Raw genomic sequence first — 25,855 nt, 5'->3', positions numbered from 1 at the left:
GGGGTTACAAGCTGAGACATCGAACTTCTTCTCGGTTGGGGTTAGCTCTTGGCGGAAGTGAAGAACGTTCCGGAGTACTCAAAAGGCATCCACTGCTTGTGGAAGTCTGCGAAATCGCGTTCCACATCAACATCCTGGAACAGCTCCGGGTGTAGCCACTGGGCGAATTGCTCTAGGGCGAACACGTTGAGCGGGGAGTCGTAGAACTGGTGGTAGGCAGCGTGCAGGTTTCCTTTCTTCGGAGCCTTTAGGGCGGTGAAACCTGGCGTCGAAAGAAGCCCCTTGAGGGTCTTTTCTGCAGTAGCAGGCTGAGCGCGATAACCGAGCTCGACATGGGGCAGCACCTCTGGCTCGTCCGGATCCTTGGCCCAGGAACCGCCGGTTGCGATGATTTGCTCGGGCTGTTCAGCAAGGATCTTTTCTGCAGTGAGGTCACCGGATTCGGTATCCAACAACTCATCGCCCATGTTCTTGCCGCCGGCGGCATTGACGAGGTCACCAAGGTTGGAATCCTTCACAGTGGAACAACAGTCCTTCATGCCGGCTGCCCGCCATACCAGAGTCTTTGGCTTGTTCGCGGCCGCGTTGGCACGGTCAGTGATGTCTTTTACCTTGCTGTCGTAGAAGTCATTGAATTCTTTCGCCTTATCCTCCTTGCCGAACAGTTGGCCGTACATGGAGATAGTCTTCGTAGTGTTCTCCAGCGGCTTCTGCCGAAAATCGCTGAACACGTATTTCAGGCCGGACTGATCCATCTTCTTCAGTAGACCGGATTCCTCAGCGGCCTTTTTGTGGTCCAGGGAGAGGACGGTGATGTCCGGCTTGTGGGAAAGCAGTGCCTCCACGCTGACGTCACCCTTGGCGATGTTGCCCACCGTCGGCAGGTCGTTGTACTGCTTATGCACCGCAGAGAGCTTCGCCTCGTAGGATGGAGCTGCTTTGTGCAGGTCGGAGCCTATGGCCACCACGTTCTCTGTTGGGTTTTCCTTGTTCAGTAGCGAGGTGGCAAACAGTCCGCGACCCTCTGCGAGTAGGACCTTCTTCGGCTGCGAATCAAGGTGTACCTGGCGACCGGTCACGTCGGTGATAGCAATGGCGCCACCGGATCCGTTGGCGCTATCGGAACTTTCGGAGTTGCTGGTGCCGGCTGCGCCACAGGCTGCGAGACCTAGGGCGGTGGTTGCTGCAACTACAGCCACGCAGGCTTTGCGTAGCGGAGAAAAACGCATAGTTATTCCTTTGTGTGAGGGGTGTGTTCAGAAGGCCAACCTCGATCAAAAGGTTAGCCTAGCCTTATAGGAGCAAGGGTAGGCTAACTATAGTTCATAGTGATTGTGGTTGAAAGGGAGGGGGTGCTCTTTCGACCGTCTATGCCTCACCTGCGCCCCGTGTATGCCAAAGGAGTGCGCACTTTAGGCTGATGTCCGAATAGCCGATAGACTCGGAACCCGAAGATTTAATTGGGGCGAAAGGAAAGCCATGCCACAGTTCGTTGATCGCGTAGTGCTGCATTTGCAGGCCGGTGACGGCGGCCACGGCTGCGCCTCCGTCCACCGCGAAAAGTTCGTCCCCCTCGGCGGCCCCGACGGCGGAAACGGCGGCCACGGTGGAGACATCATCCTGGAGGTTTCCCCGCAGGTACACACCCTGCTGGACTTTCACTTCCACCCGCACATCAAGGCCCAGCGCGGCAACAACGGCGCCGGCGATCACCGACACGGTGCGCGCGGGGAAGACCTCGTACTCCAAGTGCCGGAGGGCACCGTGGTGCTTAACTCCAAGGGTGAGGCGGTTGCCGACCTAACAGGCAAGGGCACGCGGATGATCGTCGCCGCGGGCGGACACGGCGGGTTGGGAAACGCAGCGTTGGCGTCCAAAAGCAGGAAGGCCCCGGGCTTCGCGCTACTGGGCGAACCCGGCGAGGCAAAGGACGTCATCCTCGAACTCAAGTCCATGGCAGACGTCGGCCTGGTGGGCTTCCCGTCGGCAGGTAAGAGCTCGCTGATTTCCGTGCTGTCGGCTGCGAAGCCGAAGATCGCGGCCTACCCGTTTACGACCCTGGTGCCGAACCTGGGTGTGGTCAACGTTGGCCACGAGGTGTTCACCGTCGCCGACGTGCCGGGTCTGATCCCCGGCGCTAGCGAAGGCAAGGGCCTGGGGTTGGACTTCCTACGCCACATCGAGCGCACCGCCGTTTTGGCCCATGTTGTGGACGCCGCCTCGCTGGAGGCAGACCGCGATCCGGTCGCGGACATCAAGGCCCTGGAAAAGGAGCTGGCCAACTACCAGAAGGAACTGGCGAGCGACTCCGGGCTGGGCGACCTACGCGAGCGCCCGCGCGTGATCATCCTGAACAAGATGGACGTACCGGACGCTGCGGACATGGCGGACCTGCAGGAAGAAGAGCTCAAGGAGTTCGGCTGGCCGATCTTCCGCATCTCGACTGTGGCGCACAAGGGCTTGGACGAGCTGAAGTACGCGCTGCTGGACATCGTGAAGGCCCACCGCAAGGCCAACCCGGTCGAGGAAAAGCCCGCGCAGGTGATTACCCCGAAGGGGCTGCGCAAGCGCTCCGGCGGGCGATTCGCCGACTTCGAAGTGGAGGCCGACCCGTCCGCCGAGGATGCCTTCATTGTTCGCGGAGAGAAGATCGAACGCTGGATCCGCCAGACCGACTTCGAAAACGACGAGGCCGTGGGCTACCTGGCCGACCGTCTGGCGAAGGCCGGCGTGGAGGAAGCACTCTACAAGGCCGGCGCGGACGCAGGCAGCGAGGTAACGATCGGGGAAATCACCTTCGAGTGGGATCCGCAGACCGCCGCCGGTGTGGACGTCATGCGCAGTGGGCGCGGCACCGACATCCGCCTGGAGCAGAACACCCGTGCTACCCCGGAGGAACGCAAGCGTGCCTCGCAGGCCCGCCGCGGCCTGATCGACGAGAACGATTTCGGCGACGGGGAGGTCGCAGAGCGCGAACGCTGGCAGGGGTAGCCACGTTGAACCAATCTGCACAACCCCGGGAGCGGGGCTGGCATACTGGTGAGTATGTCATCCTCCGATTCCGACATTGCAGACGAAAAAGAGTTCAGTTCAGCCCAGTCCGCGTTTAGCTACGCAGGACCGGGGGAGATGACTCCCGAATTAGCCACGCCCGTGCCTACCTACGGGCAAAGGCCAGTGCACGAGCCGGGCCCAGTTGTGCCCGCGACGTCCATTGAATTCCCCGAGCCGGAGGCGGACGAAGACGATCCGGCGATGGGGCACGATTCCTCTGTCCGCGCCGACATCGCCCACGCTCGCCGCCTGGTGGTGAAGATCGGCTCTTCCTCCCTGACCGACGACGACGGCCGTGTGGATCCGAACCAGATCGACATGATCGCCGACGCGCTGGAGGCGCGCATGGCGCGCGACACGGACCTCATCGTCGTTTCCTCTGGTGCTGTGGCCTGCGGCATGGGTCCACTGGAGCTCGCCCAGCGCCCCACCGACCTGGCTACCAAGCAGGCCGCCGCGTCTGTCGGCCAGGTGCTGTTGGCCCAGGAGTGGGCGCGTAGTTTCGCCCGTTACGGTCGCACTATCGGCCAGGTTCTTCTTACTGCTTCGGACGCCGCAGAGCGCGACCGCGCACGTAACGCCCAGCGCACCATCGACCGCTTGCGCCAGCTGAAGGCCGTGCCGATTGTCAACGAGAACGATACGGTCGCTACCTCTGAGATGCGCTTCGGTGACAACGACCGCCTGGCCGCTTTGGTGAGCCACCTAGCCTTCGCGGATGCTTGCGTGCTGCTGTCCGACGTGGACGGCCTGTACGACCGCAACCCGGCCGAGCCGGGCGCCCAGTTCATCGCCGAGGTGAAGAGTTCCAAGGACCTGAAGGGCGTGGCTGCAGGTGACGGTGGCCGCCTGGGCACCGGCGGCATGGCGGCGAAGGTATCGGCTGCCCGCCTGGCCTCGCGCGCAGGTGTGCCGGTGTTGCTGACTTCCACGGAGAACATCGGTGCGGCCCTGGATACTGCGGAGGTAGGAACCTGCTTCTGGCCGGACCAGGATCGCCTGAGCGCATGGAAGTTCTGGGTGCTGTACGCTGCAGATTCTTATGGCCAGCTGCACCTGGATGCCGGCGCGGTTCGCGCCGTGACGGAGAATCACAAGTCCCTGCTGTCGGTGGGCATCACCAAGATCGAGGGCGATTTCTCGCAGCGCGACGTGGTGGACCTGGTAGGGCCGGACGGCAACATTGTTGGCCGTGGTGAGGTGGCATACGATTCCGCCATGCTGCACGACCTGATTGGCCAGTCGACCTCCGACCTGCCGGAGTTTGCCCGCAGGCCGGTGGTGCACGCCGACTACATGTCTCATTACGCTAACCGAGCGCAGCTAAAGGGTTAGTAGGGGCGTGATCTCTTGGCCCGGAGGGGCTGAAGCCGCGTTAGCTGCGCGGCGGTTCCGTTGTGTGGCGAAGCAAGCCCCTACATGGACTTCGCATTAAAGGAGAGGACGCCTGCGCTAAGAGCCGTCATTCCCAGGCAGTTGATCCAGAATTCTGATCCGAGGAAGTTCGCCTTAATGTGGGCAGTGATCGCTGAAAGGAAGTAGCCCAGTACACCTATTGAGACGGTTGTCGCGATTGTAGCGTTGCCGGTAGCCGCACCGTAAACCAGTCCTGTGGCTGCGAGAGACTTGATCGCGATTAGCGTCCACCACCAATCTTCGGGGAACTTAACGCCCTCCAGGCAACGGCGTATGAATTTAGGCGGCTTGACGGAGATCAATGCATCACCGGCGAGAACGGCGGCCAAAAGGTAGCTGCCGCCTGTTGCTAGGGAACTCATTCGGATTCCTTTCTGCGAAAGTCGAAGACAAAGCAGTTCATGAAAATATGCTTCAACTTCGGGGAAGTGGTGCTTTAAGTCACACTACCCTCAAGGAACCGACGTTGTATTCAGGTTTCCAACAACGTGCCGCAGCTTAGGGGCTAGTTCGCTAGCATGGGTTGGTATGACAAACTCCAACGAAGCTAAAGAGAACACCCTTTCCCCGGAACGCCAGGCAGAACGCGACGAGGTTCTAGCCAAGGCTAAAAAGGCCAAGGAGGTCAGTTCCCAGCTGCTGCTGAACACCCAGCAGAAGAACGATCTGCTGGCTGACGCAGCAGATGCGCTGGAGGCTAATGCGGCGGACATTATCGCCGCCAACGAGAAGGATATTGCAGCGGGCAAGGAGCGCGGCTTCGCCGACTCCCTGCTGGACCGTCTTGCCCTGGACACCGAGCGTATTTCCGGTATTGCCGGCGGCCTGCGCCAGGTCATCGGGCTATCTGATCCGGTGGGTGAAATCGTCCGCGGACACACCCGCCCCAACGGTCTGCGCATGAAGCAGGTGCGCGTGCCACTGGGTGTGATGGGCATGGTCTACGAGGCTCGCCCCAACGTCACCGTCGATGCTTTCGGCCTGGCCATCAAGTCCGGCAACGTGCCGCTGCTGCGCGGCTCCAAGTCTGCCCGCCACACCAATGAAAAACTGGTGCAGATCCTGCAGGATGTTGCCGAAAACCACAACCTGCCGCGTGAGCTGGTGCAGCTGTTGCCGTGCGATACCCACGACTCGGTGCAGGACCTGATTACCGCCCGTGGCCTGGTGGATTTGGTTATCCCACGCGGTGGCGCTGGGCTGATCAACGCTGTGGTTCTGGGTGCTACCGTGCCCACTATCGAGACCGGTACGGGCAACTGCCACTTCTACGTCGACTCCTCTGCGGACATTGAGGAAGCTACCAAGCTGGTTATCAACGGCAAGACCCGCCGCTGCTCCGTCTGCAACGCCACCGAGGTTGTACTGCTGGATTCCGCCCTGCCGGACCCGGACAAGATCTACGTCCTGGAGGAACTGCAGAAGGCCGGCGTGACCCTGCACGGTGAGAAGAAGCAGCTGGATCCGCTGATCAACGATGTCGTTCAGGCGGAGGAAACCGACTGGACCGACGAGTACCTGAGCTTTGACATTGCAGTGGCCATTGTCGACGGCGTGGAGGAAGCTGTAGCTCACATCAACCGTTACGGCACCAGCCACACTGAGGGCATCGCCGCCCGCGACTACAAGACCACCAGCTACTTCGAGCAGTACGTCGACGCAGCCGCTGTCTCCATCAACACCTCCACCGCCTGGACGGACGGAGAGATGTTCGGCTTCGGCGCGGAGATTGGCATCTCCACCCAGAAGCTGCACGCCCGCGGACCGATGGGGCTGCCGGAGCTGACAAGCACCAAGTGGGTCATCAACGGCGAAGGCCAGGTTCGCCCCTAAGTGTGGCGATGGCGTTCACTTTTCCGGTTGAGAAGTGGGCGTCATAAAGAAAGAACAGTTACACCACCAGCGTAAGGCTCGCGCCCAGCGCCAGAACCAGACACATCGGTATCTCCCACATGCCGACCTTCTTGGGCGTCCACTCGCGGGGGTTAGCCTTGGCGATCGGTGGGATCAGCTTGGCGCGCAGGGCAGCGGCGGCCATCACCAGAATCATCAGCGGGCCGCTGGCGGTGTAACCACCGTCGATAGCGGCCGTGACCGAGGTGATGAGCGTGACCAACAAAGCGATGCGGTGATAGCGCAGGGAGACCCGCTCGAAGGGTGCATTATCCCTCTCGCGGATGATGGTCTTCACGTAGAAAATCGTGCCCGTGAAATACAAGCCGATGACCAGCGTGGTTACCCAAATGGCAACGGGGGCCTCGCTGAAGAACCACGGCAGGACGGAGAAACCGCTGGCCGAGACCGCGACGATGTACATGAGGGCGCTGGCCACCGTGGTGGAGATACCGGAGATGAGGCTGCGGGGGCGCCTCCTGAAGACCTCCATCAGAGCCACCGCGATCAGCGGCACAAACGGCACGCACCACCACAGCAATCGCGGCTGCAGATACAACACAATCACGGTGAAAATGGCTGTGAGGGCACCGTACGTCAGCGTGGGCCAGAGGTAAGCGCGACGGCGGGCAGGGGCGCGGGTTTTGAACCACAGGCCGAAGGCAAAGAACGTGAAGTAGCCGAAGATCCAGGCCAGAGGCATGAAAGTCAGCGCCAACCACTGCACCGGATTGCCGTAGGACGGAGCGATAACGGCGGCGGTGATCAAACCCGTGGCGATCGGCAAAATGAGCATTGCCCATGCACCGTGCTGGTTTGGGACCCAAGCGTTCGTACTCATCGCTAGATCGGACACTCCCTGCTGTTTCACCTATAATTTGGGCGATCGTACGCCCGCACCTCTTAAGACTAGAATCTTCCGGCAGGAAACATAAAGCCCCAGGCGGCCGGAAGCGCGGCCCGGAAGAAGAGAAGGCAGAATCAACAGTGCAGCAGACCACCACACAGCCCACCCGGGTCGGCATCATGGGCGGCACGTTCGACCCCATCCACAACGGGCACCTGGTGGCCGGCAGTGAGGTCGCGGACCTGTTCGACCTGGATGTGGTGATCTACGTGCCCACCGGCCAGCCATGGCAGAAAAAGCACAGGCAGGTTTCTGCGGCGGAGGACCGCTACCTGATGACGGTCGTCGCCACAGCCTCGAACCCCCGTTTCTTGGTCTCCCGGGTGGATATTGACCGCGGCGGGGATACGTACACCGTGGACACCCTGGCGGACATTCGCGCCCAGTACCCAGAGGCCGAGCTGTTCTTCATTACCGGCGCCGACGCACTGCAGAAGATCGTGACCTGGCGGGATTGGGAGAAGATCTTCGACCTGGCGCACTTCGTGGGTGTTACCCGCCCCGGCTATGAACTGCCGAAGGGTGACGAGGGCAGCGACGATCCGCTATCGCAGGAAGTCGCCGCCGGGCGCCTGTCCTTGGTGGAGATTCCCGCCATGGCCATTAGTTCCACCGACGTGCGCGAGCGGGCGACGAATGGCCGACCCGTGTGGTACCTGGTGCCCGATGGCGTGGTGCAGTACATCGCCAAGCACGGCATGTACGTTTCCAGCGAATAGCTGGCGGGTTGCTAAACTGGATGTGTTTTAAACCAATTATGAAGGGCTGAAATTTTTTGACTGCTACTGCAGATTCGATCGCGCTCGCCGGAGTGGCGGCGCGCGCAGCGGCCGAGAAGTTGGGGGAGGACATTCTGGTCCTCGATGTCTCGGACCGTTTGGCCATTACGGACGTGTTCGTTATCGTCAGCGGCGATAACGAGCGCATGGTGAACTCCATCGTCGACGAGGTGGAGTACGAGGTGGGCCAGGACGGGCCTAAGCCAACCCGCCGCGAGGGCCGCGGCGAGGGCCACTGGGTGCTGCTGGACTACGGCAACGTTGTGGTGCACGTCCAACGCAAGGAAGAGCGCGAGTTCTACGCGCTGGATCGCCTGTGGCGCGATGCCCCGCAGATCGAGGTCGAGGGCGTGGAGCAGGTGGACCGCGGAAGCAACTGGGATGCCGATGCAGAGGTGGACGTTCTGGAGGCCACCAGCATCGACGACCTGCCGCTGGCCGGCCCCGCCCCGGACGCGGACGAGCTGTAGAAGCTGATAAGTCTTCACCATGGGCGAGCGCAGGGTCTTTTTGGTCCGTCACGGGCAGACGGAATACAACGCCAAGGGGCGTATGCAGGGACAGCTGGATACTGACCTGTCCCCGGTGGGTGTGCAGCAGGCCAAGGTCACCGCGCAGATGCTGGGGGATAAGCGCATCGCGCGGGTGATCGCCAGTGACCTTAAGCGCGCCTACGATACGGCGTTGATCCTGGCCGAGCCCTTCGGCTGTGAGGTGACGACCGACACCCGCCTGCGGGAGACGGACCTGGGCCAGTGGCAGGGAGCCTCGCGCGAAGAGGTAGATCGCGACTTCCCCGGGCAGCGTGCGTATTGGCGCCACGATCCGCAGTGGGCTCCGCCGGGTGGCGAGACGCGCCTGGAGGTAGCCGAGCGAGCCTACGCTGTGATCGAGGAGATCATGGCTACCGATGTGTTCGACGAGGGCGACGTGATGATCGTCGCCCACGGTGGCACAATCGGTGCGCTTACCGCCCGCCTGCTGGACCTTCCGGTGCGCTACTACCCGGTGTTCACCGGCCTGGGTAATGCCTGCTGGTCGCAGCTTTTGGCCCGCCCGCGCTTTACTGGCGAGGCGGCGGGCACCACTCCGGTGGCGGTCGACGGAAGCACGGTGCCGCTGGTGCCTTCCAGCCGCGCCGACTGGTGGAAGCTGCCGCAGTGGCACCTGGAGGGCTGGAACTTGGGCGTGGCCACCGACGCGAGCCCGGACGAAGGCGCCCTTCCAGGTGCTGCCCCTAGTTCTTTTGGTAATGACGCCACCCGCTCCAACCCGCACAACCCCAGCGAAGGTAGGTAGGTAGTGACTGTCCAGATCGTCACCGATTCCTCCTGCTGCCTGACGAAGGAACTTGCGGAGAAGGCCGGCATCACTGTGCTGGACCTGCACGTGGAGGGCGAAGGCGAAGAGCAAACGACCTCGAGCCTGAGCAGCCTGGAGCTGACCGCGAGCTACGCCCGCCTGATGGAGCGCGGCAGGGATGCTGGCGTGCTGGCTTTGCACCTTTCCAAGCAGCTGTCCGCGACCTATGCCAATGCGTGCGTGGCGGCGGGAGTGTTCGACGGCCAGGTGAAGGTTCTGGATACCAAGAGCATTGGCATGGTGCTGGGCTTTGCCGCGCTGAGCGCCGCCGAAGTCGCCCGCGAAGGTGCGGATCTGGACACCGTGGTGGCGGTGGCCGAGGAGTCGCTGAAGAACTCCTCGCTTTGGTTGTACGTCCACCAGCTGGACGTGCTGCGCAAGGGCGGGCGCCTGTCGGTGGGGCAGGCGCTGCTGACCTCCACACTGGCGATTAAGCCGATTCTGCAGGTGACCGAGGGCAAGCTGACATTGGCGGCGAAGACCCGCACCCAGGCCAAGGCGATGGATCGCGTGGTGGATCTGGTGCGCCGCCTGGTGATTGACGAGGCCGTAGCGGGTAAGGGCAATCCGCGGGACGTGCAGATTGCCGTGCACCACAGTGATGCCGAGGACCAGGCCGTGGACCTGTCGGCGCGGCTGGGGGAGATGATTGAGCAGCTGAACCAGCTGGAGGCCCCAACCGAGCCGCCGGAGCCGCGCCCGCACTCGCTGCGCAGGCAGGTTCGGATAGAGACCTGGAAGTCCTTGCCGCAGGTAGAGGTCAGCATCGTCAGCATTCCGGAGGTCCTGCAGCTGCACGTGGGGCAGGGGGCACTGGGTGTGGCGGCGACGCTGCGAGGTACGCCGGAGAACGTCGAGGCGACCGAAGTAGCGGCAGAGGCGGCCGACACAGAAGCAGACGATTCTGCCGAGGAAGCAGCAGATAAGTCCGCCGAGACTGCAGAGGCGCCCGATGCACCCGTGGCGAACGGCGAGAAGGCCGAGGATAACGGCGCAGAGAGCAGCGACACCGAGTAACTCAGGAGAGACTTCAGGGAGCTTCTACTCGCGGGTTATCCACAGGGGAGGGGTTTTCCACAGCCCCCTGGGGTTTTGACGTGCCGTTTGCGGTGCCTGACGGCTGGCGGTCTATAGGGCATGGTCTGATCGGCGCATGTCCACACGACGTATGCGGCAGAGTTCTGCCGACAAGGTTCGCGCCCGCGCCGAAGCCTTAGCCCAGCCCATGCCGGAGCATGAGCTCGCCAACGTTGACCTAGACACGCACACGGTCATAGGCAGCACGGCATCCAGGGGGCTTATCGTCACGGTGGTCGTGGCCGTCCTCATCAGCGTCACGTTCTTCGCCTGCCAACGGCAAGATTCGGATGACGGGGCGGGAGTAGGCGGCGCCGATATACTGGCGACCACTGGCGAGCCCGGGGTACCTGGTGGAACCACTGAAACAGGTGCGGGTGGTGCCGCGACGGCAGACGGGACGGGGTTGGCCCCGGCGGGGGATGGCGGCCAGGCAATCGAGCAGGACGATAACCAGGAAGTCGTGGTGAGTGTGCAGGGGATGGTGCATCACCCCGGGCTGCTTCGGGTGCAGGCGAGCACCCGGGTGGGCGAGGCCATAGAAGCCGCAGGCGGCGGTTTGCCTAAGGCGGTCGTGTTGGGCATCAATCTGGCGGAGCCGGTCAGCGATGGCATGCAGATCGTGGTGGATGATCGTGGCTCGCGCGTGGTGTACGCCGGTGGAGCGCAAGCCGCGCCGGGTGGAGCCGGAGGCGCAGGTGCGGACGGGACGAAACCTGGTGGGGCAGGCAGCGGGTCAGCAGCGCAGGGAGGTAAAGCCGACGGCGCAGACGGCAAAGTGAACCTCAACACCGCCGACGCCGCGCAGCTGGAAACCATCAGCGGCATCGGGCCCGCCACCGCCGAGGCCATCATCGCTTGGCGAGAATCCAACGGCTCCTTCACCAGCATCGAGCAGCTCCTGGACGTCCGCGGCATTGGCCCGGCGAAGTTCGAAGCGATGCGCGATGCCGTCACTATCTAGCTCGCTAGTGTTGGGCGCGCCGGAGCCGTTCAGTCCGGAAGCCGTCACCAAAGCCCGCGGTGTTGATCTGCGACTCGTCCCCGTCGCGCTCGGCTGCTGGCTCATGGCCACCGCGATCATCCTCACCCGCAGCTTCTGGCCACTTGTCGTAGGAGGACTCATCACGCTCGCCAGCGTTGCGTGGTGGTGGCACGCCCGCCGCAGTTACGGAGCCCCGTGGCGCCGCCTCCTCGCGCGCAGCGCTGCGATTGTTGGGGCCGTCGCCAGCGCGGTGGGCCTGGGCACGTGGTGGCGGATCTTAATTATTGACGCCCAGCCGCTGCTGCAGGACCTCTCCACTACAGCGGGCAGTGTGCAGCAGCGGGTAACGGTGGCGGGCTTGCCGAAACAGGTCGCTGAGGGGACGGTGCTGGTCCCCGTGCACATCGACGGCCTGGGGGAGGTGCCGCTTTTTCTACGCCCCGACTTGGCCGGTATTGGCGCCGGTGTTGGAGGCGACGGAGTAGGCGGAGGCACAGCGAGCGCGGGCGACTTCACGGCTCTCCAACCCGGCATGAGCTTCGACATTGCTGCCACCATGCGCCCCGCCCGCGGGGCAGAGATGGTTCCCGTCACCCTGTCCGCCGCCCGAGCTCCGGAGAACATCACCGACCCGGAGGGCATATGGGGCGTCACCGCCTGGCTGCGCAGAGGCTTCCACGCGCTGTGCGCAGACCTGCCGTGGGAAGCCGGGAAGATCCTGCCCGGCATGGTGATGGGGGACGTCAGCATGCAGGATTCCACTCTGCGCAACCAGTTCACCGTCACTGGGCTAAGCCACCTCAGCGCGGTCTCGGGCTCCAATGTCGCGGTAGTCACTGGAGCCGCGTTGGTGCTGGCCACGGCCTGCCGGGCGGGGCGCCTCACCCGGCTGCTGGTGGCAGCCGGCGCCCTCGTGGCCTTCGTGCTGCTGGTCGGCCCGGAACCCAGTGTGCTGCGCGCGGCGATCATGGGCAGCGTCGGCCTGGTGGCGGTGGCTTCTGCCCGCTGGACGGACATCATCGCCTCCTTGAGCGCGGCCATTATCGCGCTGATGGTGCTTTCCCCAGGCATGGCCATTAGCTACGCCTTCGTGCTCTCGGTGGCGGCAACGGCGGGCATCGTGGTGGTGCTTCCCTGGTGGTCAAAAGCCGTGCTGGCTAGGATGCCGCTGATTCCCTGGCTGCCCGCCCACGAGCGACCCACCCAGCTGCAGGCGATGGTGGTGCGCATGGTTCTGGTGGCTATCGCAGCGGACCTGGTGACCATTCCGATCATTGTTCATATGACGGGGAAAGTCTCCCTGGTCGCGGTCGTCTGCAACCTGGCGGTGACGGCGGTGGTTCCAGTGATCACCGTACTCGGGCTCATGGCAGCACTGCTGGCGGCGATCTATCCACCGGTGACGATGCTGCTGGCCAAGCTCATTGTCGCCCCCGCGGTGCCATGCGCGGCATGGGTGCTGCAGGTGGCCCGCACGGGGTCTGGCGCGCCGATGCTCGCCACCCCGGGCGGATGGCTATGGGCGGGTATAGCCAGCGCTCTGCTGGCGGTCTTGCTGGCGAGCGTGCGCTACGCCAGCTACTGGCGCACCCTCCGCTGGGGCTGGGCCACGCTTATGTGCGGGGTGCTGATGATAGGGGTGTGGGGACGAGGGGGCGTCATAAAACTAGAAACACCAGACGCGCCCGCAGCAATCCAGACAGAGCCGGTGGACCTAGCCGGTAAGGCAGTGTTTCAAGTTCGAGACGACGACCAGGCGATGCGGCAACAGCAACAGATCGACGCAGTCGTGGCGGAGAAAGGGGGAGCGCAACAGGTGGCGGTGATCGTGACGCAGTGTGGAAAACCCCACGACAGACCCAGCTTTATGCCCAACGGGGTGCCCGTGTACTACCCGTGCAAGGACAAGGTGGAGATCCGTTAGAAGTCGCGCGCGCAGATCTGGCAAGATCGAACCCATGAACCGCCCCGAGCATCCCGCACCCATCAACCTGATCGTCGGCGGCGATGACTTCCTGGCCGAACGGCGCAGGCAGGGCATCGTCGACCAGGCGCGGGCCGCCAGCGGAGACCCGAACCTGCCGGTAGAGATGCGCAAAGCCTCTGAACTCAGCGCACCCGAACTGGCCGAACTGCTAAGCCCCAGCCTGTTCGCCGAGGACCGCATCGTGGTCGTCACCGGCGTGGAGGACACAGGCAAGGAGATCGTCGGGCTGCTGGAACAAGCCATCAAAGACCCAGCCGACGGGGTGGTGCTGATCATCGTGCACACCGGCAAAGGCCGCAACAAGAAGCTGGTGGATAGCTGGCCGAAACTCGGCGCGGTGGTATTCCAAGCCGGGGCACTGAAGGGCCGCGAACAGCTGGCCTTCATCGACCAAGAGTTCCGCAGCCAGGGCGCGCGCGTGACCCGCGAAGTGTGCGAACTGCTGCTGGACGTGGTGGGCAGCGACCTACGCCAGCTGGCCAGCGCCATCAGCCAGCTCATCGCCGACACGGACGGCCACGTAGATGCTGCAGCGGTGAAGCGCTACTACCAGGGCAAAGCGGAGGTCAGCGGCTTCGAAGTAGCCGACTACGCCATCGCCGGAAACGTCCGCGCCGCAGTGGCGCTGGCGCGCCGGGCGCTACAGCTGGGCGTGGCGCCGGTTCTGCTGGCCAGCGCGCTGAGCTCCGGGATCGCAGACATTGCAAAGGTGGCGGGCGCGGGCAACATCAACTCCCGACGGGATGCGGCGAAGTTCGGCATGGCACCGTGGAAGCTGGACAAAACGATCCGCACCGCCCGGCGTTGGACCACCCCCATGATCGCGCAGGCGGTGCAGATCACCGCGGAGCTAGACGCGGGAGTGAAGGGGCACAGCGCCGACCCCGACTTCGCGGTCGAGGACGCGGTGCGCAAAATCGCCTACGTCGCTGGCGGGCAGCCAGAGCGCAGATTGCGCAGCGGGTACAGCGCTACCGGGCGTTAAAGCCCTTCCACACGCCGCAGTGCACCGCGTCGTCGTAGCGCGACTCGAAATCGTACTCACGGGTTTCCTCCCATGCGTCCACGCCACCCTCCAGGTGGGAGCCGATCAGCGCGCCAGTCAGTGAAGCGCGAGTATTGCGGTTGCCCGGCCAGTTCACGGCCACGTGCAGGAAGTCGTGCGGGGCGTACTGATCCTGATTATCCAGGTACAGTTGCGCCAGCAGTAGGGCGGAGGCGGTGCAGGAGCCTGCGTCCCACCCACGACCCAGAATCTGCACGAACTTGCCGCTATGGCGGTACAGCTCCTCGAAGTCGCCCTGCTGCAGGAACGGGGTGAGGTGCTCGTGCACGGCGCTGACGCGCGAGATCAGCTCACTCAACGGAACGTCGGGGCCGGTCAGATCTGTGATCAAAGCCTCGTCCAGGTCCGTGAGGATGTCCAGCTTCTCCTCGTTGGTCAGCAGGCTATCGTTATCGAAGTTCTCGTCGCCGGCCAAGCCTTCTGCGACGTCGAGCAGGCGGGTGCCCTTCTTAGCAGCCAGCATGCAGGCCACCATCGCGCACGCGGCGCGGGCCACGCCCGAGTCGTGAGTCAAGATGCCCTGCAGGACGGACCAGCCCACGCCCTCATCGGCGGGAGCGAGCAAAGCACTGGCCGCCACGCGCATTACGGCACCGGAGCCGCCCGAGTGAGTAGCCACATCGTCCCAGTGCTCCGCCCCGAGCAGGCTTAGCCGCTCCAGAGACTCGGTGTTCGAAGCCCCGGGGTGGCGGTCGTAATCCCGGTCGCCGTGGTAGTTGATGAAGTGCTGGCCGATGGCCTGCATGCCCTCTTCGCGGTCCAGGTCCCCGTCGTCAATCTCCGCCATAGCGGCGCACAGGGCCAGGGTCATCTGCGTAGCGTCGCTGATCACCAGCGAATCGGGTAGCGGGGTGCGTTCGGGCTGTGGCTCGTTCAAGTACGGGTAACCCCACGCATCGCCCAGGGCGGTGCCGAGTAGGGCTGAGCGGAAGCGATCCTTCATCCCTTTGTCGAACTCCTTTGAAAAGTCATTAGCAGCGGTCAGCTGTGGCTGTATCCAGCCCTAATCTAGCTCTTAAGCTTAGGGCATAACGAAAACCCGCACCCGGGGGAGGTTGTTACTGTTGTTGCTTTGTGACGCAACGTCTCAACCTCTGTAGAAGGGTGCGGGCCTCGATTCAGGCAAGTGCCGGCTGGAGAATCTTTTGGATAAACCTTAGGCCATCTTGTTGAAGCGAGCGGCCATGCCGGACTTCTTGTTTGCCGCGTTGTTGCGGTGGATGGTGCCCTTGGTGACGGCCTTGTCGTAGAAGCGGGAAGCGACGCGCAGCTGAGCCTCAGCGGCTTCCTTGTCGCCAGCCTCAACGGCGGCGTTGAACTTGCGGGTCTCGGTGCGCAGGCGGGAACGGATAGCCTGGTTGCGCTTGCGAGCGATCTCGTTGGTGAGAACGCGCTTCTTCTGCTGCTTGATGTTTGCCATGGTGGCGTGCCTCTTCTTTCAAAAAGTCTTCGGAAAAAATCTGTTCAGGGGAGCGGGCTCCCGCCGCGGCCGCGCGGTCTCTAACACCCCACCCAAGGTCCTGTGGGATGCGGCGTGGCCTCGCAGTGCGTCTCTATAACGGCGCTGGCACTAGGGGTTAGCGCTAGTGGCTGCTACGAGCAGCACTGTGAACTCGGGAAATGTTAGCAGCAGGGGAGCAGAAAAGGCAAAAAGCTCCGGGCGGGTCTTTTTAGCCCCAGCCGTACTCCTGGCGCAGCACGTTGGCTACTCGATCGAAACGGCGGGAGGGTAGCGGGATGCCGCGGCGTTGGATGTGAGATTCCGGCACCTGCAGCACCTTATCTATACGCACCCAGCTATCGCGATCCGCGCCGGAGCTCCACGGGCCGGTTCCTATGGGAACCCAAATCGGCTGATCAGCGTACTCCTCGCGGGAGGAAATCAGCAGGGTGAGAAGCCGGTGGCTCTTGCGCCCGACCACAAGCACCGCACGCCGCTCAGGGGGCACTCCCTTCTTCGGGCGGATGTCAGCCCACACGACCTCACCAGCATCCGCCTGCCCGTCCATGTCCGGGATGTAGGTGACCGGGCGGGCGAGCTCCCGGCTGGGAGTCTTGATGGTTTCGTCCCGGTCGCCTGCCAAACCGGCGTACTCCGCCCCCATTCCCAGGTGTGCATTAAGTTCGGCAATACCGCGCTTCAGAGCCTGCCGGCGCGTGAAATGGCGGATATAAAACCGCTGGAAGAACCCCTTGATGGCCCCAATGGGATTGCGGGATTTCCCCCGTGGGGGCGTCACATCCACAACACTTCCTTCGGAACCAGCCATAGGTGACAGATTACCCGAACCACGTGCGCACAGTAATAAGGTTCGCAGCTAAACCCCGTCTGCTACTTCCGGGGCGATGCATAGTAGGGTTACGCATAAGCGAAAGAGGAGGGCAAATGGCAGCCAAGCAGAAGAATTACGCCACGGAGACGTTCACGGACCCAGAGAGGATCCGCAACTTCTGCATCATTGCCCACATCGACCACGGCAAGTCCACCCTGGCGGACCGCATTCTGCAGATGTCGGGCGTGGTCGAGGATCGCGACATGCGTGACCAGTATCTCGACAACATGGACATCGAGCGCGAACGTGGCATCACTATTAAGGCGCAGAATGTGCGCCTGCCCTGGGTGCCGAAGACCGGCGCGCACGCGGGCGAAGAACTGGTGATGCATCTGATCGATACGCCCGGCCACGTGGACTTCACCTACGAGGTTTCCCGCGCCCTCGAGGCGTGTGAGGGTTGCATCCTGCTGGTCGATGCAGCCCAGGGCATCGAGGCGCAGACGCTGGCGAACCTGTACCTGGCGATGGAAAACGACCTGGAAATCATCCCGGTGCTGAACAAGATCGACCTGCCCGCGGCAGATCCGGAGAAGTACTCCCTGGAGATCGCGCACATCATCGGCTGCGAGCCAGAGGACGTGCTGCGCGTATCCGGCAAGACGGGCGAAGGTGTGTCCGAGTTGCTGGACAGGGTCTGTGAGCTCGTGCCCGCCCCGGTCGGCGACGCCGATGCGCCGGCCCGTGCCATGATCTTCGACAGTGTCTACGACATCTACCGCGGCGTGGTGACCTACGTGCGCATGATGGACGGCAAGCTGGAATCCCGCCAGAAGATCCAGATGATGAGTACCGGCGCGACCCACGAAACCCTGGAAATCGGCGTGGTCTCCCCAGAGCCGACGAAGACCAAGGGGCTCGGTGTGGGCGAGGTTGGCTACATCATCACCGGTGTGAAGGACGTCCGCCAGTCCAAGGTGGGCGATACGATCACTTGGGCCGTCAACGGCGCGGAAACCCCGCTGAAGGGCTACCAAGAACCGACCCCGATGGTGTACTCCGGCCTGTTCCCAATCAGTGCCGACCAGTATCCGGACCTGCGCGAGGCCATCGAGAAGCTGCAGCTCAATGATGCCTCCCTGACCTTCGAGCCGGAGACGTCCGTGGCCCTGGGCTTTGGCTTCCGCTGTGGCTTCCTGGGCCTGCTGCATATGGAGATCACCCGCGCTCGCCTGGAGCGCGAGTTCGACCTAGACCTGATCTCTACTGCTCCTTCCGTGGTGTACCGCGTGGTCAAGGAGGACGGCAGCGAGGTGCTGGTGCGCAACCCTTCGGACTGGCCGGGTGGCAAGATGCGCGAGATCTACGAGCCGATCGTGAAGATGACCGTCATTGTGCCTGCGGAGTTCCTGGGTGCGACGATGGAGCTGTGCCAGTCCAAGCGCGGCCAGATGGGCGGCATGGACTACCTCTCCGAGGACCGCGTGGAGCTGCGCTACACCATGCCTCTGGGTGAGATCATCTTCGATTTCTTCGACCAGCTGAAGTCTCGCACCAAGGGCTACGCCTCCCTGAACTACGAGGAGGCCGGCGAGCAGCTGGCCGACCTGGTGAAGGTGGACATCCTGCTGCAGGGCGATCCGGTGGATGCGTTCAGCGCCATTGTCCACCGCGAGAATGCCCACTGGTATGGCAACAAGATGACGGTGAAGCTCAAGGAGCTCATCCCGCGCCAGCAGTTCGAGGTTCCGGTGCAGGCCGCCATCGGCTCCAAGATCATTGCCCGCGAGAACATCCGCGCCCTGCGCAAGGACGTTCTTTCCAAGTGCTACGGCGGCGACGTGTCGCGTAAGCGCAAGCTGCTGGAAAAGCAGAAGGAAGGCAAGAAGCGCATGAAGGCCATCGGTTCGGTTTCTGTTCCGCAGGAGGCCTTCGTCGCGGCTCTGTCTACTGACGCCGACTAGGTTTATTGACGCCGACTAGGCTCAGCCGACCTGGCGCACCGCCGCGGCCAGGCGGTTGATCTCGCTTAAGGAGAGCTCCTCGTCCGCGTGGGCGTTGCAGTAATCCAGCAGGGTATATCCGGTGAGCTGCAGCTGGTTGTGCTTGGCCCACATGCTGCGCGCATAGGGTGAGTTGTTGTTGATCATCTTCATCATGTGCTTGCGCTCGCTGAGCAGCTCGAACTGCAGATCGCGGCGCGCGTAGAGCGCGCGGTCCGGCGGGTTGATCAGCAAGGCGCCCAGCAGGGCACCCATTGCCGCTTCGCAGTGGCCTGCAAGGCGGCGGTGGTAGTGGGCGTCCGACGTAGTGCGCCAAAGCCACAAGAAGATAAACGAGCATATAACCGCAATACACACCTCGGCGAGGCGGTCGATCACCACGTCGCCGAGCGGACGGTCGAGAGAGTTGCCCATCATCAGCGCCATGGGGGTGGTGAAGATGACAGTGAACGCATAGTTCTTGACGATGAAGAACTCGGCGGCGAATTGGCAGGCAGCCAGCAAGAATAGCAGGGGGAGGCCGCCGATCTGGAAGGCATGGGCGATGGCGAACAGGCCAATGCCCAGCACGGATCCTAGGAGTCGGTGGACGCCGCGGATGGTACCGGGGATCTTCTCCGGACCCCACTGCAGGATCAGCAGGGCGGTGATCACTCCCCAGTCGGGGCGGTCCAGGCCCAACCAGATAGTGATGGCACAAGAGACCAGGCTCGCCAGCACGACCTTTTCCATGCTGAGCTCCGCATGGCTGTGGATGTTGAGCGAACGGCCGAAGCGGTACTTCACTGAAGGCTTGTGGTGTGGGATGGCGGTACGGGTGGGGTCGACCATGCCGTTGGTATCGGAGAAGTCCTCGTCCGTATCCACGTAGCCTGAGTGCGCGCTGGCGGACATAAGTTTCTGGCGGGCCTGCTGCACCTGCACCACCAGGTCACGCTGCGATTCGCGGACGACCCTGCCACCGGAGACGATGCCCGCGCCCATGAGCGTGGTCCACGCCTCGGAGAGGGAAGTGCGGGCCAGGTAGTAGTTGCCGGGGGTTGGATCTTCGGCGAAGTCCGCCACTGCGTCGTTGAGGGTGCGGATGGCGCGCTGCTCCGGGCCGCGCGGATTAAACAGGGCGGGGAACATGCCCACGATGATGGCGACGAATGCGCCGAACAAGGCCCAACCGCCGATGGCTAGCGGGTTGAGGTCGTTGCGGGCGATCATCGTGGCACCGCCGGAGACCATGACGATGAAGAAGCCGCCCGGTGGCGGCAGGCGCAGTGCGTTCTGTGCGTAGGTGAACACGCCGGAGAGGAAGGTGCAGTACACGCCGGCGATGAGTAGCCACCAATGCGAGCCGCCGGAATCCATGTGCTCCCACATCATCTTGCCCAGCCAAGCGGCGATGGTGGGGCAGGCGGCCAGCAGGACGGCGGAGAACGCCATCACCTTCAGGCGGATGCGGTACGGCAGATTGCCGCCGTAGATGACGGTGAACGCTCCTCCAGCAACTAGCAACATCGCATCGGTGTGGCCCAACGACCATGCGATAGTGCCGGGGATCAGCAACGACAGTGCGGCTCGCAGTCCACCAGCCCAGCCCGAGGCCTTTGAGTTGAAGGTACTGAACAGTTCCCACGCGCTCGGGCGTTGGGGGATGGGGAACTCCGCGGGGTTGCGCGGGGGCTTCGGGGATAGTGGGGAGGGCTGATGGTCGGGGCTGGTTTGGCTCACTGCGTCTGTATGTTTCCTCTTATGCGTCGGCGAAATAGGACGTCCATTGGGACAGTCCAAAGGGACATTCACAGTGTAGCCCTCGAAATCGAACAATGAGCTGTGGGTTGTCCGGCGCAGTGCCTACACTGAGATCCATGAGTTACAAGGACCCGCAGCGCCCGCAGGATAAGGATTATCTGGCTGGCTGGATGCCCGACGAGGATCCACATGATGGGCAGGTCGTGCGCACTTCCGATGAGCAGGATCTGGAAGCTCGTCGCATTCGGTTGTCGAAGTACCGCCCGAGCACCGCGAAGAAGATCGCGGCCTGGCTGGCATTGATCCTGGGTGCGATGATGCTGTTCGGGATCCTATCCGGCTCGATGGAGGGCGTCGAGGGTGCCTTAAGGATCTTCCTGGCGGTGCTCTACTGTCTTATGTTTGCCGGACCGGCACTGTTCTGGATGTATGCGAACAACCGCGATACCACGGCGGTTCGGCAGTGGGCTGCCACGGAGTCCGACTACCGGGAAGTGTGGGAATCCTTCGACTCGGCGACACAGTCCATCTTCGCGCGGCCTTCACTGGCAGACGAGCTGCCATTGCTACCGAAGCGCCCCTGGCTGTGGATCTGGATCGCGGAGTTCGCGGTGATCGCTACTGCCGGCGCGCTGACCCCTGCCTAGCTGCCGCCTGAACCGTGAAGGGCGCAGGGGGAGTCCTACTGGGGAGTGGCGATTGTGAGGTAGTCGACCCACTTCTTTTGCTTCAGGGCGAAGTCTGCCCCAAAGTCGTAATCGTTCGATTTGCCTACCTGACAAGTTAGAGTGCTGCCGTCCGAGCCCACGCGGCAGTCCATCGCATGAGTATCACCGGAATCGGGGTCGGTGACTGTGATGCTCGCACGGGGTAGAGCCGTCACGTTAGGGTTGCTAGACCTATAGGCGTAGGTGGGTTTCAATGCCTCTGCGTAAATCGCATCAGCGAACTCGCATGATGTTTGGAGAGGAACGCTGATCTCAGCGCCATTTGCAGTGACCCCGCAGTCATTTCGCGGGTAAGCACTTCCCCCGTTGGAATAGGGACGTTTGCGTTTGCCTCGCGTCGGCTCAGCTGCGCGGTTGTTGCTTTCTGTGGCAGAGCTGTGACCGGAACCGTGGTTTGAAGCCGGTGGGGTGGGGTTGGGGCCGGACTTCTTGGTGGACTTAGCGCGTGTGGTTTCGTCTGCCTCAGAACCCTTCTTGGAGTCGTCCTTATTAGAGTTTTCATCCTTAGCTGCCGAATTCTGCTGTGCAGAGGCGTTGGCGGCGCTGCCTGAGTCGGCGGCATCGTTGGAACCTTCAGATCCGCAGGCGCTTAAAACCATCGCGGCGACGGTGAGCAGGGCAAGGACAGACATGCGCTTCATGAAAACGTCCTTAAGTAAAGAAAAGAGTCGTATTAATGAAGAAGCCTAGCGCTTCCGCTAGTCATTCACAGTGAGAACAACCTTTCCCAGCGCGTGGCCCGACTCGACTTCCTCGTAGCCGTCGGCGGCTGCGCTGAAGGGAAGCTCCCTGCCGATCACCGGGCGCATCGCGCCCTCCGCGACCAAGCGGGCGAGCTCCGCGAAACGCTCCTGGGTGCGGATTCGAGTGATGCCACTGCCACCCAGGCGGGCGGCCAGCTGCTTGTCTGCGGCGCTGCGGATCGCGCCCTCCGGCGCAAGATGCGCCAGCCCCTCCAAGACCTCGCCGCCGACCAGATCCAGGATGCCGTCCACCGGTGGAACGGTGACGTGGGAACCGGTCTTGCCTAGCTCCGCGGAGTCCATAAACCGCGCCCCCAGGCGCTCTACCAGTACCTTCTTGCGAGCACTGGCAATGCCGATGACCTCAATGTCGAAATGCCGCGCTAACTGCAGGGCATGCGTGCCCACGCCACCGCCCGCGCCGATTACCAGCAGACGGGCGCTCTCATCCGGCCAAGTCTCCAGGTCGTGCAGTTCTGCCAAAGCGTCGTAGGCGGTCCCAGCAGCCGCGGGGAGGCAGGCCGCATCCGTGGCCTCTACACCGCTGGGGATAGCTGCGGTCGAGGTGGCGTCCAAAAGAACAAAAGAATCACTCGCAGCACCAGTGCTGGAGAAAGCCGAGCCAAAGACGCGATCACCTGGCGAAAACCCGGTGGAAGGGTCGGCCTCGATGACGATGCCAGCGGCCTCGCGGCCCATGGCCATGGGGAAAGAGACCGGGAAGGAGCCCTGGCGCTGGCCGTTCCGCACTTTAATATCGCCGGGGTTCAGGCTGATCGCCGTGGGGCGGATCAGCACGCTGCCGGGCTGCCAGGTGAGGTCGGCGACGTCGAGGAAGCGGGTGACCTCGGGGCCGCCGAAGGATTCAAAGCCGAAGATACGCATGAATCCCATGGTAGGGGTCCGCTAGTTCTTGGCGAAGCGGCGCATGAGGAAAGCGAACAGAGCGCCGGAGATGTTGTGCCACACGGCGGCGACCGCACCGGGGATGGCGGCCTCCGGAGCCCAGTACTTGCCCGACATGCCCGAGGCCAGGCCAGCGGACTGCGTGGCGACCTCGATGGCGGTGGTGCGGCACACGGCGGGGGATTCGCCGGTAGCGCGGGCGGCGAAGTAGCCCAGGATGTAGCCGATGGTGTTGTGGATGATGACGGCGACCAGGACGGTTACGCCGACGTTCATCAGGGTCTCCGAAGATTTAGCCACTGCGGGGAAGACCACGCCACCGATGGCGATGATGGACAGCCACGGCAGGACCGGCAGCAAGAACTGGACGATGCGGTCGAAGATCACACGGATGACCAGGCCGCCGATGACGGGCAGCAGCACGGTCTGGACCAGGCTCCACGCCATGGACTTGCCATCCACCGGGGTTTCCTCGCCCGCGAGCAGCAGCATGATCACCGGGGTGACGATCGGGGAGATGACCGTGGAGACGGAGGTCATGGTCACGGACAGGGCGACATCACCCTTGGCTAGGTAGGACACCACGTTAGAGGTGGTGCCGCCCGGAACGGAGCCCAGCATGAGCAAACCGATTGCCAGCATTGGGTTCAGCCCCAGCAGCTTGGCAACGGCCACTGCACCCAGCGGCATGATGACGAACTGTGCCAGCACGCCGATGAAGATCGGCATGGGGCGCTTGATGACCAGTGCGAAGTCCGGCAGCGTCAGCGTGAGGCCCATGCACAGCATGATGATGGCGATCATTGTGGAGATGTGCGCCGCCAGGGGAGTGAAGGTGTCCGGGCTGGCCAGTGCAAGGCAGGCGCCGATCAGGATGAATGCGGGGAAGGCCCACACGGCAATGGTGGCGGAGCGTTCCTCGGAGGCATTGGTGGCATTGGTGGCTTTGGTGTTTTCCGCGCCGGTTTCGGGCGCTTCGGTTTTCTTCTCTTCGGTCGTCATGTGACCAGTATATGAGATAAGAGTCTCAAAATATGAAATTTGCCGGAAGTGGCTGCCGTGAACGGGGGGGTAGGGAGATTGGTTAGAGTGGTTCTAACAGCCCCGCGCCCAAGAGTGCCTAAGAGAAGGAGTGACCAATGAATCAACCCCGCACCTGGTTCACCAGCGACCTGCATCTTGGTCACCCCTTCGTCGCTGAACTACGTGGCTACGGCACCAGCGGGGAGATCGATGCGGACGTCGAGCGGCACGACGCAACGATTCTGAGCAACCTCACCAGCGCCCTGGCTCCGGGTGACACGCTGTGGGTTCTCGGCGATATTTCCTCTGGGTGGGGTCCGCAGGAAGAACGAGCGCTGGACCTGCTGGCCGAGGCCTTTTCTGGCCTGGACGTCACCGTTCACCTGATCGCCGGCAACCACGACTCCTGCCATCCGCTGCACGCCAACAGCGCCGAGCGGCAGCGCCGCTTCCTGGAGGTTTTCGATTCCGTGCAGCCCTACCAGTGTGTGGTCCCGTGGGATCCGGACGGCGACGGAGTGGCCGATAACGAGGATCTAGCTAGGAAGGCCGATACCGAGGTTGCCTGGCTGTGCCACTTCCCGCGCCCTGGTCAGGATCACGAGGGCATGGAGTCCCGCTACGACTCTCTGCGCCTGGACGTGCCATACGTCATTCACGGCCACCTGCACTCCGCCGCACCCATCACCGGCCCGGGTCAGGTCGACGTTGGAGTGGATGCGTGGGGTCTGCACCCCGCCCCTTATGAAGAGGTTATGGAGCTTCTTTACCGCGACGCCTAGCGCTCAAAGCAGGTGCATAAGCATCTATTTATGTATATTTATGCTGTGCGTTTATCGCTCGGGGCACTTTGTTGGCCCTTTTTCTAGGTGACGCCAACTTCTCGGCGCGCAACAACATGAATAAACGGGACTTGAGGTTATGACGTTCGACTTTTCCCAGTACACCTACCGTCCGCGGCATGCGGCAAAGAGCTCACGTTCTGCCGCAAAGGGGATCGCCACCGCGGCTCTAACCGCCTCCATTGGTGTGGCAGGGTTCGCCGTCCCGGCGAATGCCGCGCCTGCCGGTCCGCCCGCCGGCTCGCAGCTTCCGCCCATGCCGCAGGTTCAGCTGCCCCCGCCGCCGCAGCTCCCGCAGTTCCCACCGTTGCCTCCGGTTCCGCAGGCTGTGGAGGATGCGCTGAACCAGCTGGGAATGTCCGCCAACCAGATCCCGGGTTCCTCCGCCCCGCAGCGCCCGGCACCGCACCGGCCCGCACCGAACAACGGCTACAAGGTGCGCACGATCCACAACGTGCCTGCGCGCACCTCCATGGCAGTGGTGACCAATAACGGCATTGCCAAGACCCCGAACGCGGATGAGTCTCGCCCGGGGCTTTCCATCGTGAAGCTGTACATGGCGGACTACGTGCTGCGCTACGGCGATCGCAGTAACTCCGATCGTTACCTGGCAGAGCGCATGATCCGCTTCTCCGACGACGGTGCCGCCTCCAAGATCTACCGCAAGTACCCGCGATCTATCAGCACCATCGCCCGGGAGTATGGCCTGCGCAACACCCGTGCAGCCGCCCACTGGGGTAACTCCTATACATCCGCGACGGATACCGCTCTATTCCTGCACAAGCTGCGTATCCGCCACCCGCGCTCCCTGGTTCTGCACTGGATGCGCACCGCCAGCCCCGTGGCGGCTGACGGCACCCGCCAGAACTGGGGAACGGTGCACCTGCCGGGTGTCAACGGCACGAAGTGGGGCTGGTCCGATTACGGTCGCCAGACTTTGGCCTCGGCCTCCTTCGGCAACGGATACACCGTGGCCTCCTTCTCCTGGGGCGGCCGTGCGGTGCAGAACGCAGATACTCGAGCGGCAGCAGGATACCTGCGATAGTCTTAAGCCTCGAAGTGCAGCGA

Annotated in this window: 24 protein-coding genes; 14 read left to right on the top strand and 10 right to left on the bottom strand. The window is 63.0% G+C overall.

Annotated elements, in window-relative coordinates:
- Positions 1–41: 41 nt before the first annotated feature.
- The gene (locus HMPREF3166_RS01690) at positions 42–1,229 is read right to left on the bottom strand and encodes an ABC transporter substrate-binding protein (RefSeq protein ID WP_070487379.1); all 1,188 of its coding nucleotides are present in this window, start codon (positions 1,227–1,229) and stop codon (positions 42–44) included.
- Positions 1,230–1,479: 250 nt separating this feature from the next.
- Between HMPREF3166_RS01690 and obgE the strand changes: the two genes are divergently transcribed.
- Complete coding sequence (gene obgE / locus HMPREF3166_RS01685; protein ID WP_070487378.1) at positions 1,480–2,991, top strand: GTPase ObgE; 1,512 nt, start codon at positions 1,480–1,482, stop codon at positions 2,989–2,991.
- Between the two features lie 138 nt (positions 2,992–3,129).
- Positions 3,130–4,389 carry a glutamate 5-kinase gene (gene proB, locus HMPREF3166_RS01680; RefSeq protein WP_370642234.1) on the top strand — a complete coding sequence of 420 codons (1,260 nt, stop codon included), beginning with the start codon at positions 3,130–3,132 and terminating at the stop codon, positions 4,387–4,389.
- Between the two features lie 80 nt (positions 4,390–4,469).
- On the opposite strand, the gene HMPREF3166_RS01675 is transcribed toward proB, so the two are convergent.
- Positions 4,470–4,832, bottom strand: coding sequence for a DoxX family protein (locus HMPREF3166_RS01675; RefSeq protein ID WP_035005345.1), 363 nt, complete (start codon positions 4,830–4,832; stop codon positions 4,470–4,472).
- 166 nt (positions 4,833–4,998) lie between these two features.
- Here HMPREF3166_RS01675 and HMPREF3166_RS01670 point away from each other — a divergent pair, with 166 nt between their 5' ends.
- The gene (locus tag HMPREF3166_RS01670; protein WP_070487376.1) at positions 4,999–6,303 is read left to right on the top strand and encodes a glutamate-5-semialdehyde dehydrogenase; all 1,305 of its coding nucleotides are present in this window, start codon (positions 4,999–5,001) and stop codon (positions 6,301–6,303) included.
- A 58-nt stretch (positions 6,304–6,361) separates the two neighbouring features.
- Here the strand turns inward: HMPREF3166_RS01670 and HMPREF3166_RS01665 are convergent, their stop codons facing one another.
- The gene (locus HMPREF3166_RS01665; RefSeq protein ID WP_246816896.1) at positions 6,362–7,204 is read right to left on the bottom strand and encodes a YwiC-like family protein; all 843 of its coding nucleotides are present in this window, start codon (positions 7,202–7,204) and stop codon (positions 6,362–6,364) included.
- A 146-nt stretch (positions 7,205–7,350) separates the two neighbouring features.
- On the opposite strand from HMPREF3166_RS01665, the gene nadD reads away from it, so the two are divergent.
- The 7 genes from nadD to holA all read left to right on the top strand — a co-directional run bounded on the left by nadD (position 7,351) and on the right by holA (position 14,445).
- Positions 7,351–7,989: a nicotinate-nucleotide adenylyltransferase gene (nadD, locus tag HMPREF3166_RS01660; RefSeq protein WP_083293790.1), complete on the top strand. Its 639-nt coding sequence runs from the start codon at positions 7,351–7,353 to the stop codon at positions 7,987–7,989.
- A gap of 56 nt (positions 7,990–8,045) precedes the next feature.
- Positions 8,046–8,519 (top strand): ribosome silencing factor, encoded by a 474-nt coding sequence (gene rsfS, locus HMPREF3166_RS01655; RefSeq protein WP_005296457.1) that lies wholly within the window; start codon positions 8,046–8,048, stop codon positions 8,517–8,519.
- A 19-nt stretch (positions 8,520–8,538) separates the two neighbouring features.
- Entirely contained in the window at positions 8,539–9,348 is an 810-nt protein-coding gene (locus HMPREF3166_RS01650; RefSeq protein ID WP_070487374.1) for a histidine phosphatase family protein, read from the top strand.
- Positions 9,349–9,351: 3 nt separating this feature from the next.
- On the top strand, positions 9,352–10,428 hold the full coding sequence (locus tag HMPREF3166_RS01645) for a DegV family protein (protein WP_035005339.1): 1,077 nt from the start codon (positions 9,352–9,354) through the stop codon (positions 10,426–10,428).
- Between the two features lie 136 nt (positions 10,429–10,564).
- Positions 10,565–11,452: a ComEA family DNA-binding protein gene (locus tag HMPREF3166_RS01640; RefSeq protein ID WP_035005338.1), complete on the top strand. Its 888-nt coding sequence runs from the start codon at positions 10,565–10,567 to the stop codon at positions 11,450–11,452.
- On the top strand, positions 11,436–13,397 hold the full coding sequence (locus tag HMPREF3166_RS01635; RefSeq protein ID WP_246816895.1) for a ComEC/Rec2 family competence protein: 1,962 nt from the start codon (positions 11,436–11,438) through the stop codon (positions 13,395–13,397). The genes HMPREF3166_RS01640 and HMPREF3166_RS01635 overlap by 17 nt, the downstream gene beginning before the upstream one ends.
- 34 nt (positions 13,398–13,431) lie before the next feature.
- Positions 13,432–14,445, top strand: a complete 1,014-nt coding sequence (holA, locus tag HMPREF3166_RS01630; protein ID WP_070487373.1) for a DNA polymerase III subunit delta — start codon at positions 13,432–13,434, stop codon at positions 14,443–14,445.
- On the opposite strand, the gene HMPREF3166_RS01625 is transcribed toward holA, so the two are convergent.
- From HMPREF3166_RS01625 to HMPREF3166_RS01615, 3 genes are all read right to left on the bottom strand, one after another.
- A complete protein-coding gene (locus HMPREF3166_RS01625; RefSeq protein WP_035005335.1) occupies positions 14,432–15,469 on the bottom strand; it encodes an ADP-ribosylglycohydrolase family protein in 1,038 nt (345 codons plus the stop codon). The two genes, holA and HMPREF3166_RS01625, sit on opposite strands and share 14 nt — an antisense overlap.
- 213 nt (positions 15,470–15,682) lie before the next feature.
- Complete coding sequence (gene rpsT / locus HMPREF3166_RS01620; protein WP_005296442.1) at positions 15,683–15,946, bottom strand: 30S ribosomal protein S20; 264 nt, start codon at positions 15,944–15,946, stop codon at positions 15,683–15,685.
- Positions 15,947–16,196: 250 nt separating this feature from the next.
- Entirely contained in the window at positions 16,197–16,796 is a 600-nt protein-coding gene (locus HMPREF3166_RS01615) for a type II toxin-antitoxin system PemK/MazF family toxin (protein ID WP_035005334.1), read from the bottom strand.
- A gap of 116 nt (positions 16,797–16,912) precedes the next feature.
- Here HMPREF3166_RS01615 and lepA point away from each other — a divergent pair, with 116 nt between their 5' ends.
- Entirely contained in the window at positions 16,913–18,763 is a 1,851-nt protein-coding gene (gene lepA, locus HMPREF3166_RS01610; protein WP_070487372.1) for a translation elongation factor 4, read from the top strand.
- Between the two features lie 21 nt (positions 18,764–18,784).
- Here the strand turns inward: lepA and HMPREF3166_RS01605 are convergent, their stop codons facing one another.
- Positions 18,785–20,524, bottom strand: coding sequence for an FUSC family protein (locus HMPREF3166_RS01605; protein WP_246816894.1), 1,740 nt, complete (start codon positions 20,522–20,524; stop codon positions 18,785–18,787).
- A 137-nt stretch (positions 20,525–20,661) separates the two neighbouring features.
- Between HMPREF3166_RS01605 and HMPREF3166_RS01600 the strand changes: the two genes are divergently transcribed.
- Entirely contained in the window at positions 20,662–21,192 is a 531-nt protein-coding gene (locus HMPREF3166_RS01600) for a hypothetical protein (RefSeq protein WP_246816893.1), read from the top strand.
- Positions 21,193–21,227: 35 nt separating this feature from the next.
- Here the strand turns inward: HMPREF3166_RS01600 and HMPREF3166_RS01595 are convergent, their stop codons facing one another.
- The 3 genes from HMPREF3166_RS01595 to HMPREF3166_RS01585 are packed head-to-tail and all read right to left on the bottom strand — an operon-like array spanning position 21,228 to position 23,924.
- Positions 21,228–21,914 (bottom strand): LptM family lipoprotein, encoded by a 687-nt coding sequence (locus HMPREF3166_RS01595; RefSeq protein WP_070487370.1) that lies wholly within the window; start codon positions 21,912–21,914, stop codon positions 21,228–21,230.
- Between the two features lie 57 nt (positions 21,915–21,971).
- Complete coding sequence (locus HMPREF3166_RS01590; RefSeq protein ID WP_070487369.1) at positions 21,972–22,901, bottom strand: NADP-dependent oxidoreductase; 930 nt, start codon at positions 22,899–22,901, stop codon at positions 21,972–21,974.
- Between the two features lie 21 nt (positions 22,902–22,922).
- Entirely contained in the window at positions 22,923–23,924 is a 1,002-nt protein-coding gene (locus HMPREF3166_RS01585; protein ID WP_070487368.1) for a bile acid:sodium symporter family protein, read from the bottom strand.
- A gap of 137 nt (positions 23,925–24,061) precedes the next feature.
- On the opposite strand from HMPREF3166_RS01585, the gene HMPREF3166_RS01580 reads away from it, so the two are divergent.
- Entirely contained in the window at positions 24,062–24,727 is a 666-nt protein-coding gene (locus HMPREF3166_RS01580; protein ID WP_034985356.1) for a metallophosphoesterase, read from the top strand.
- 139 nt (positions 24,728–24,866) lie between these two features.
- Positions 24,867–25,832: a serine hydrolase family protein gene (locus tag HMPREF3166_RS01575; RefSeq protein ID WP_070487367.1), complete on the top strand. Its 966-nt coding sequence runs from the start codon at positions 24,867–24,869 to the stop codon at positions 25,830–25,832.
- Positions 25,833–25,855 lie beyond the last annotated feature (23 nt).

The sequence above is a fragment of the Corynebacterium sp. HMSC08A12 genome (genome assembly GCF_001807485.1).
Classification (GTDB): domain Bacteria; phylum Actinomycetota; class Actinomycetes; order Mycobacteriales; family Mycobacteriaceae; genus Corynebacterium; species Corynebacterium evansiae.
The sequence above is the reverse complement of the archived record's forward strand: the minus strand, read 5'-3'. Positions and strand labels throughout refer to the sequence as shown.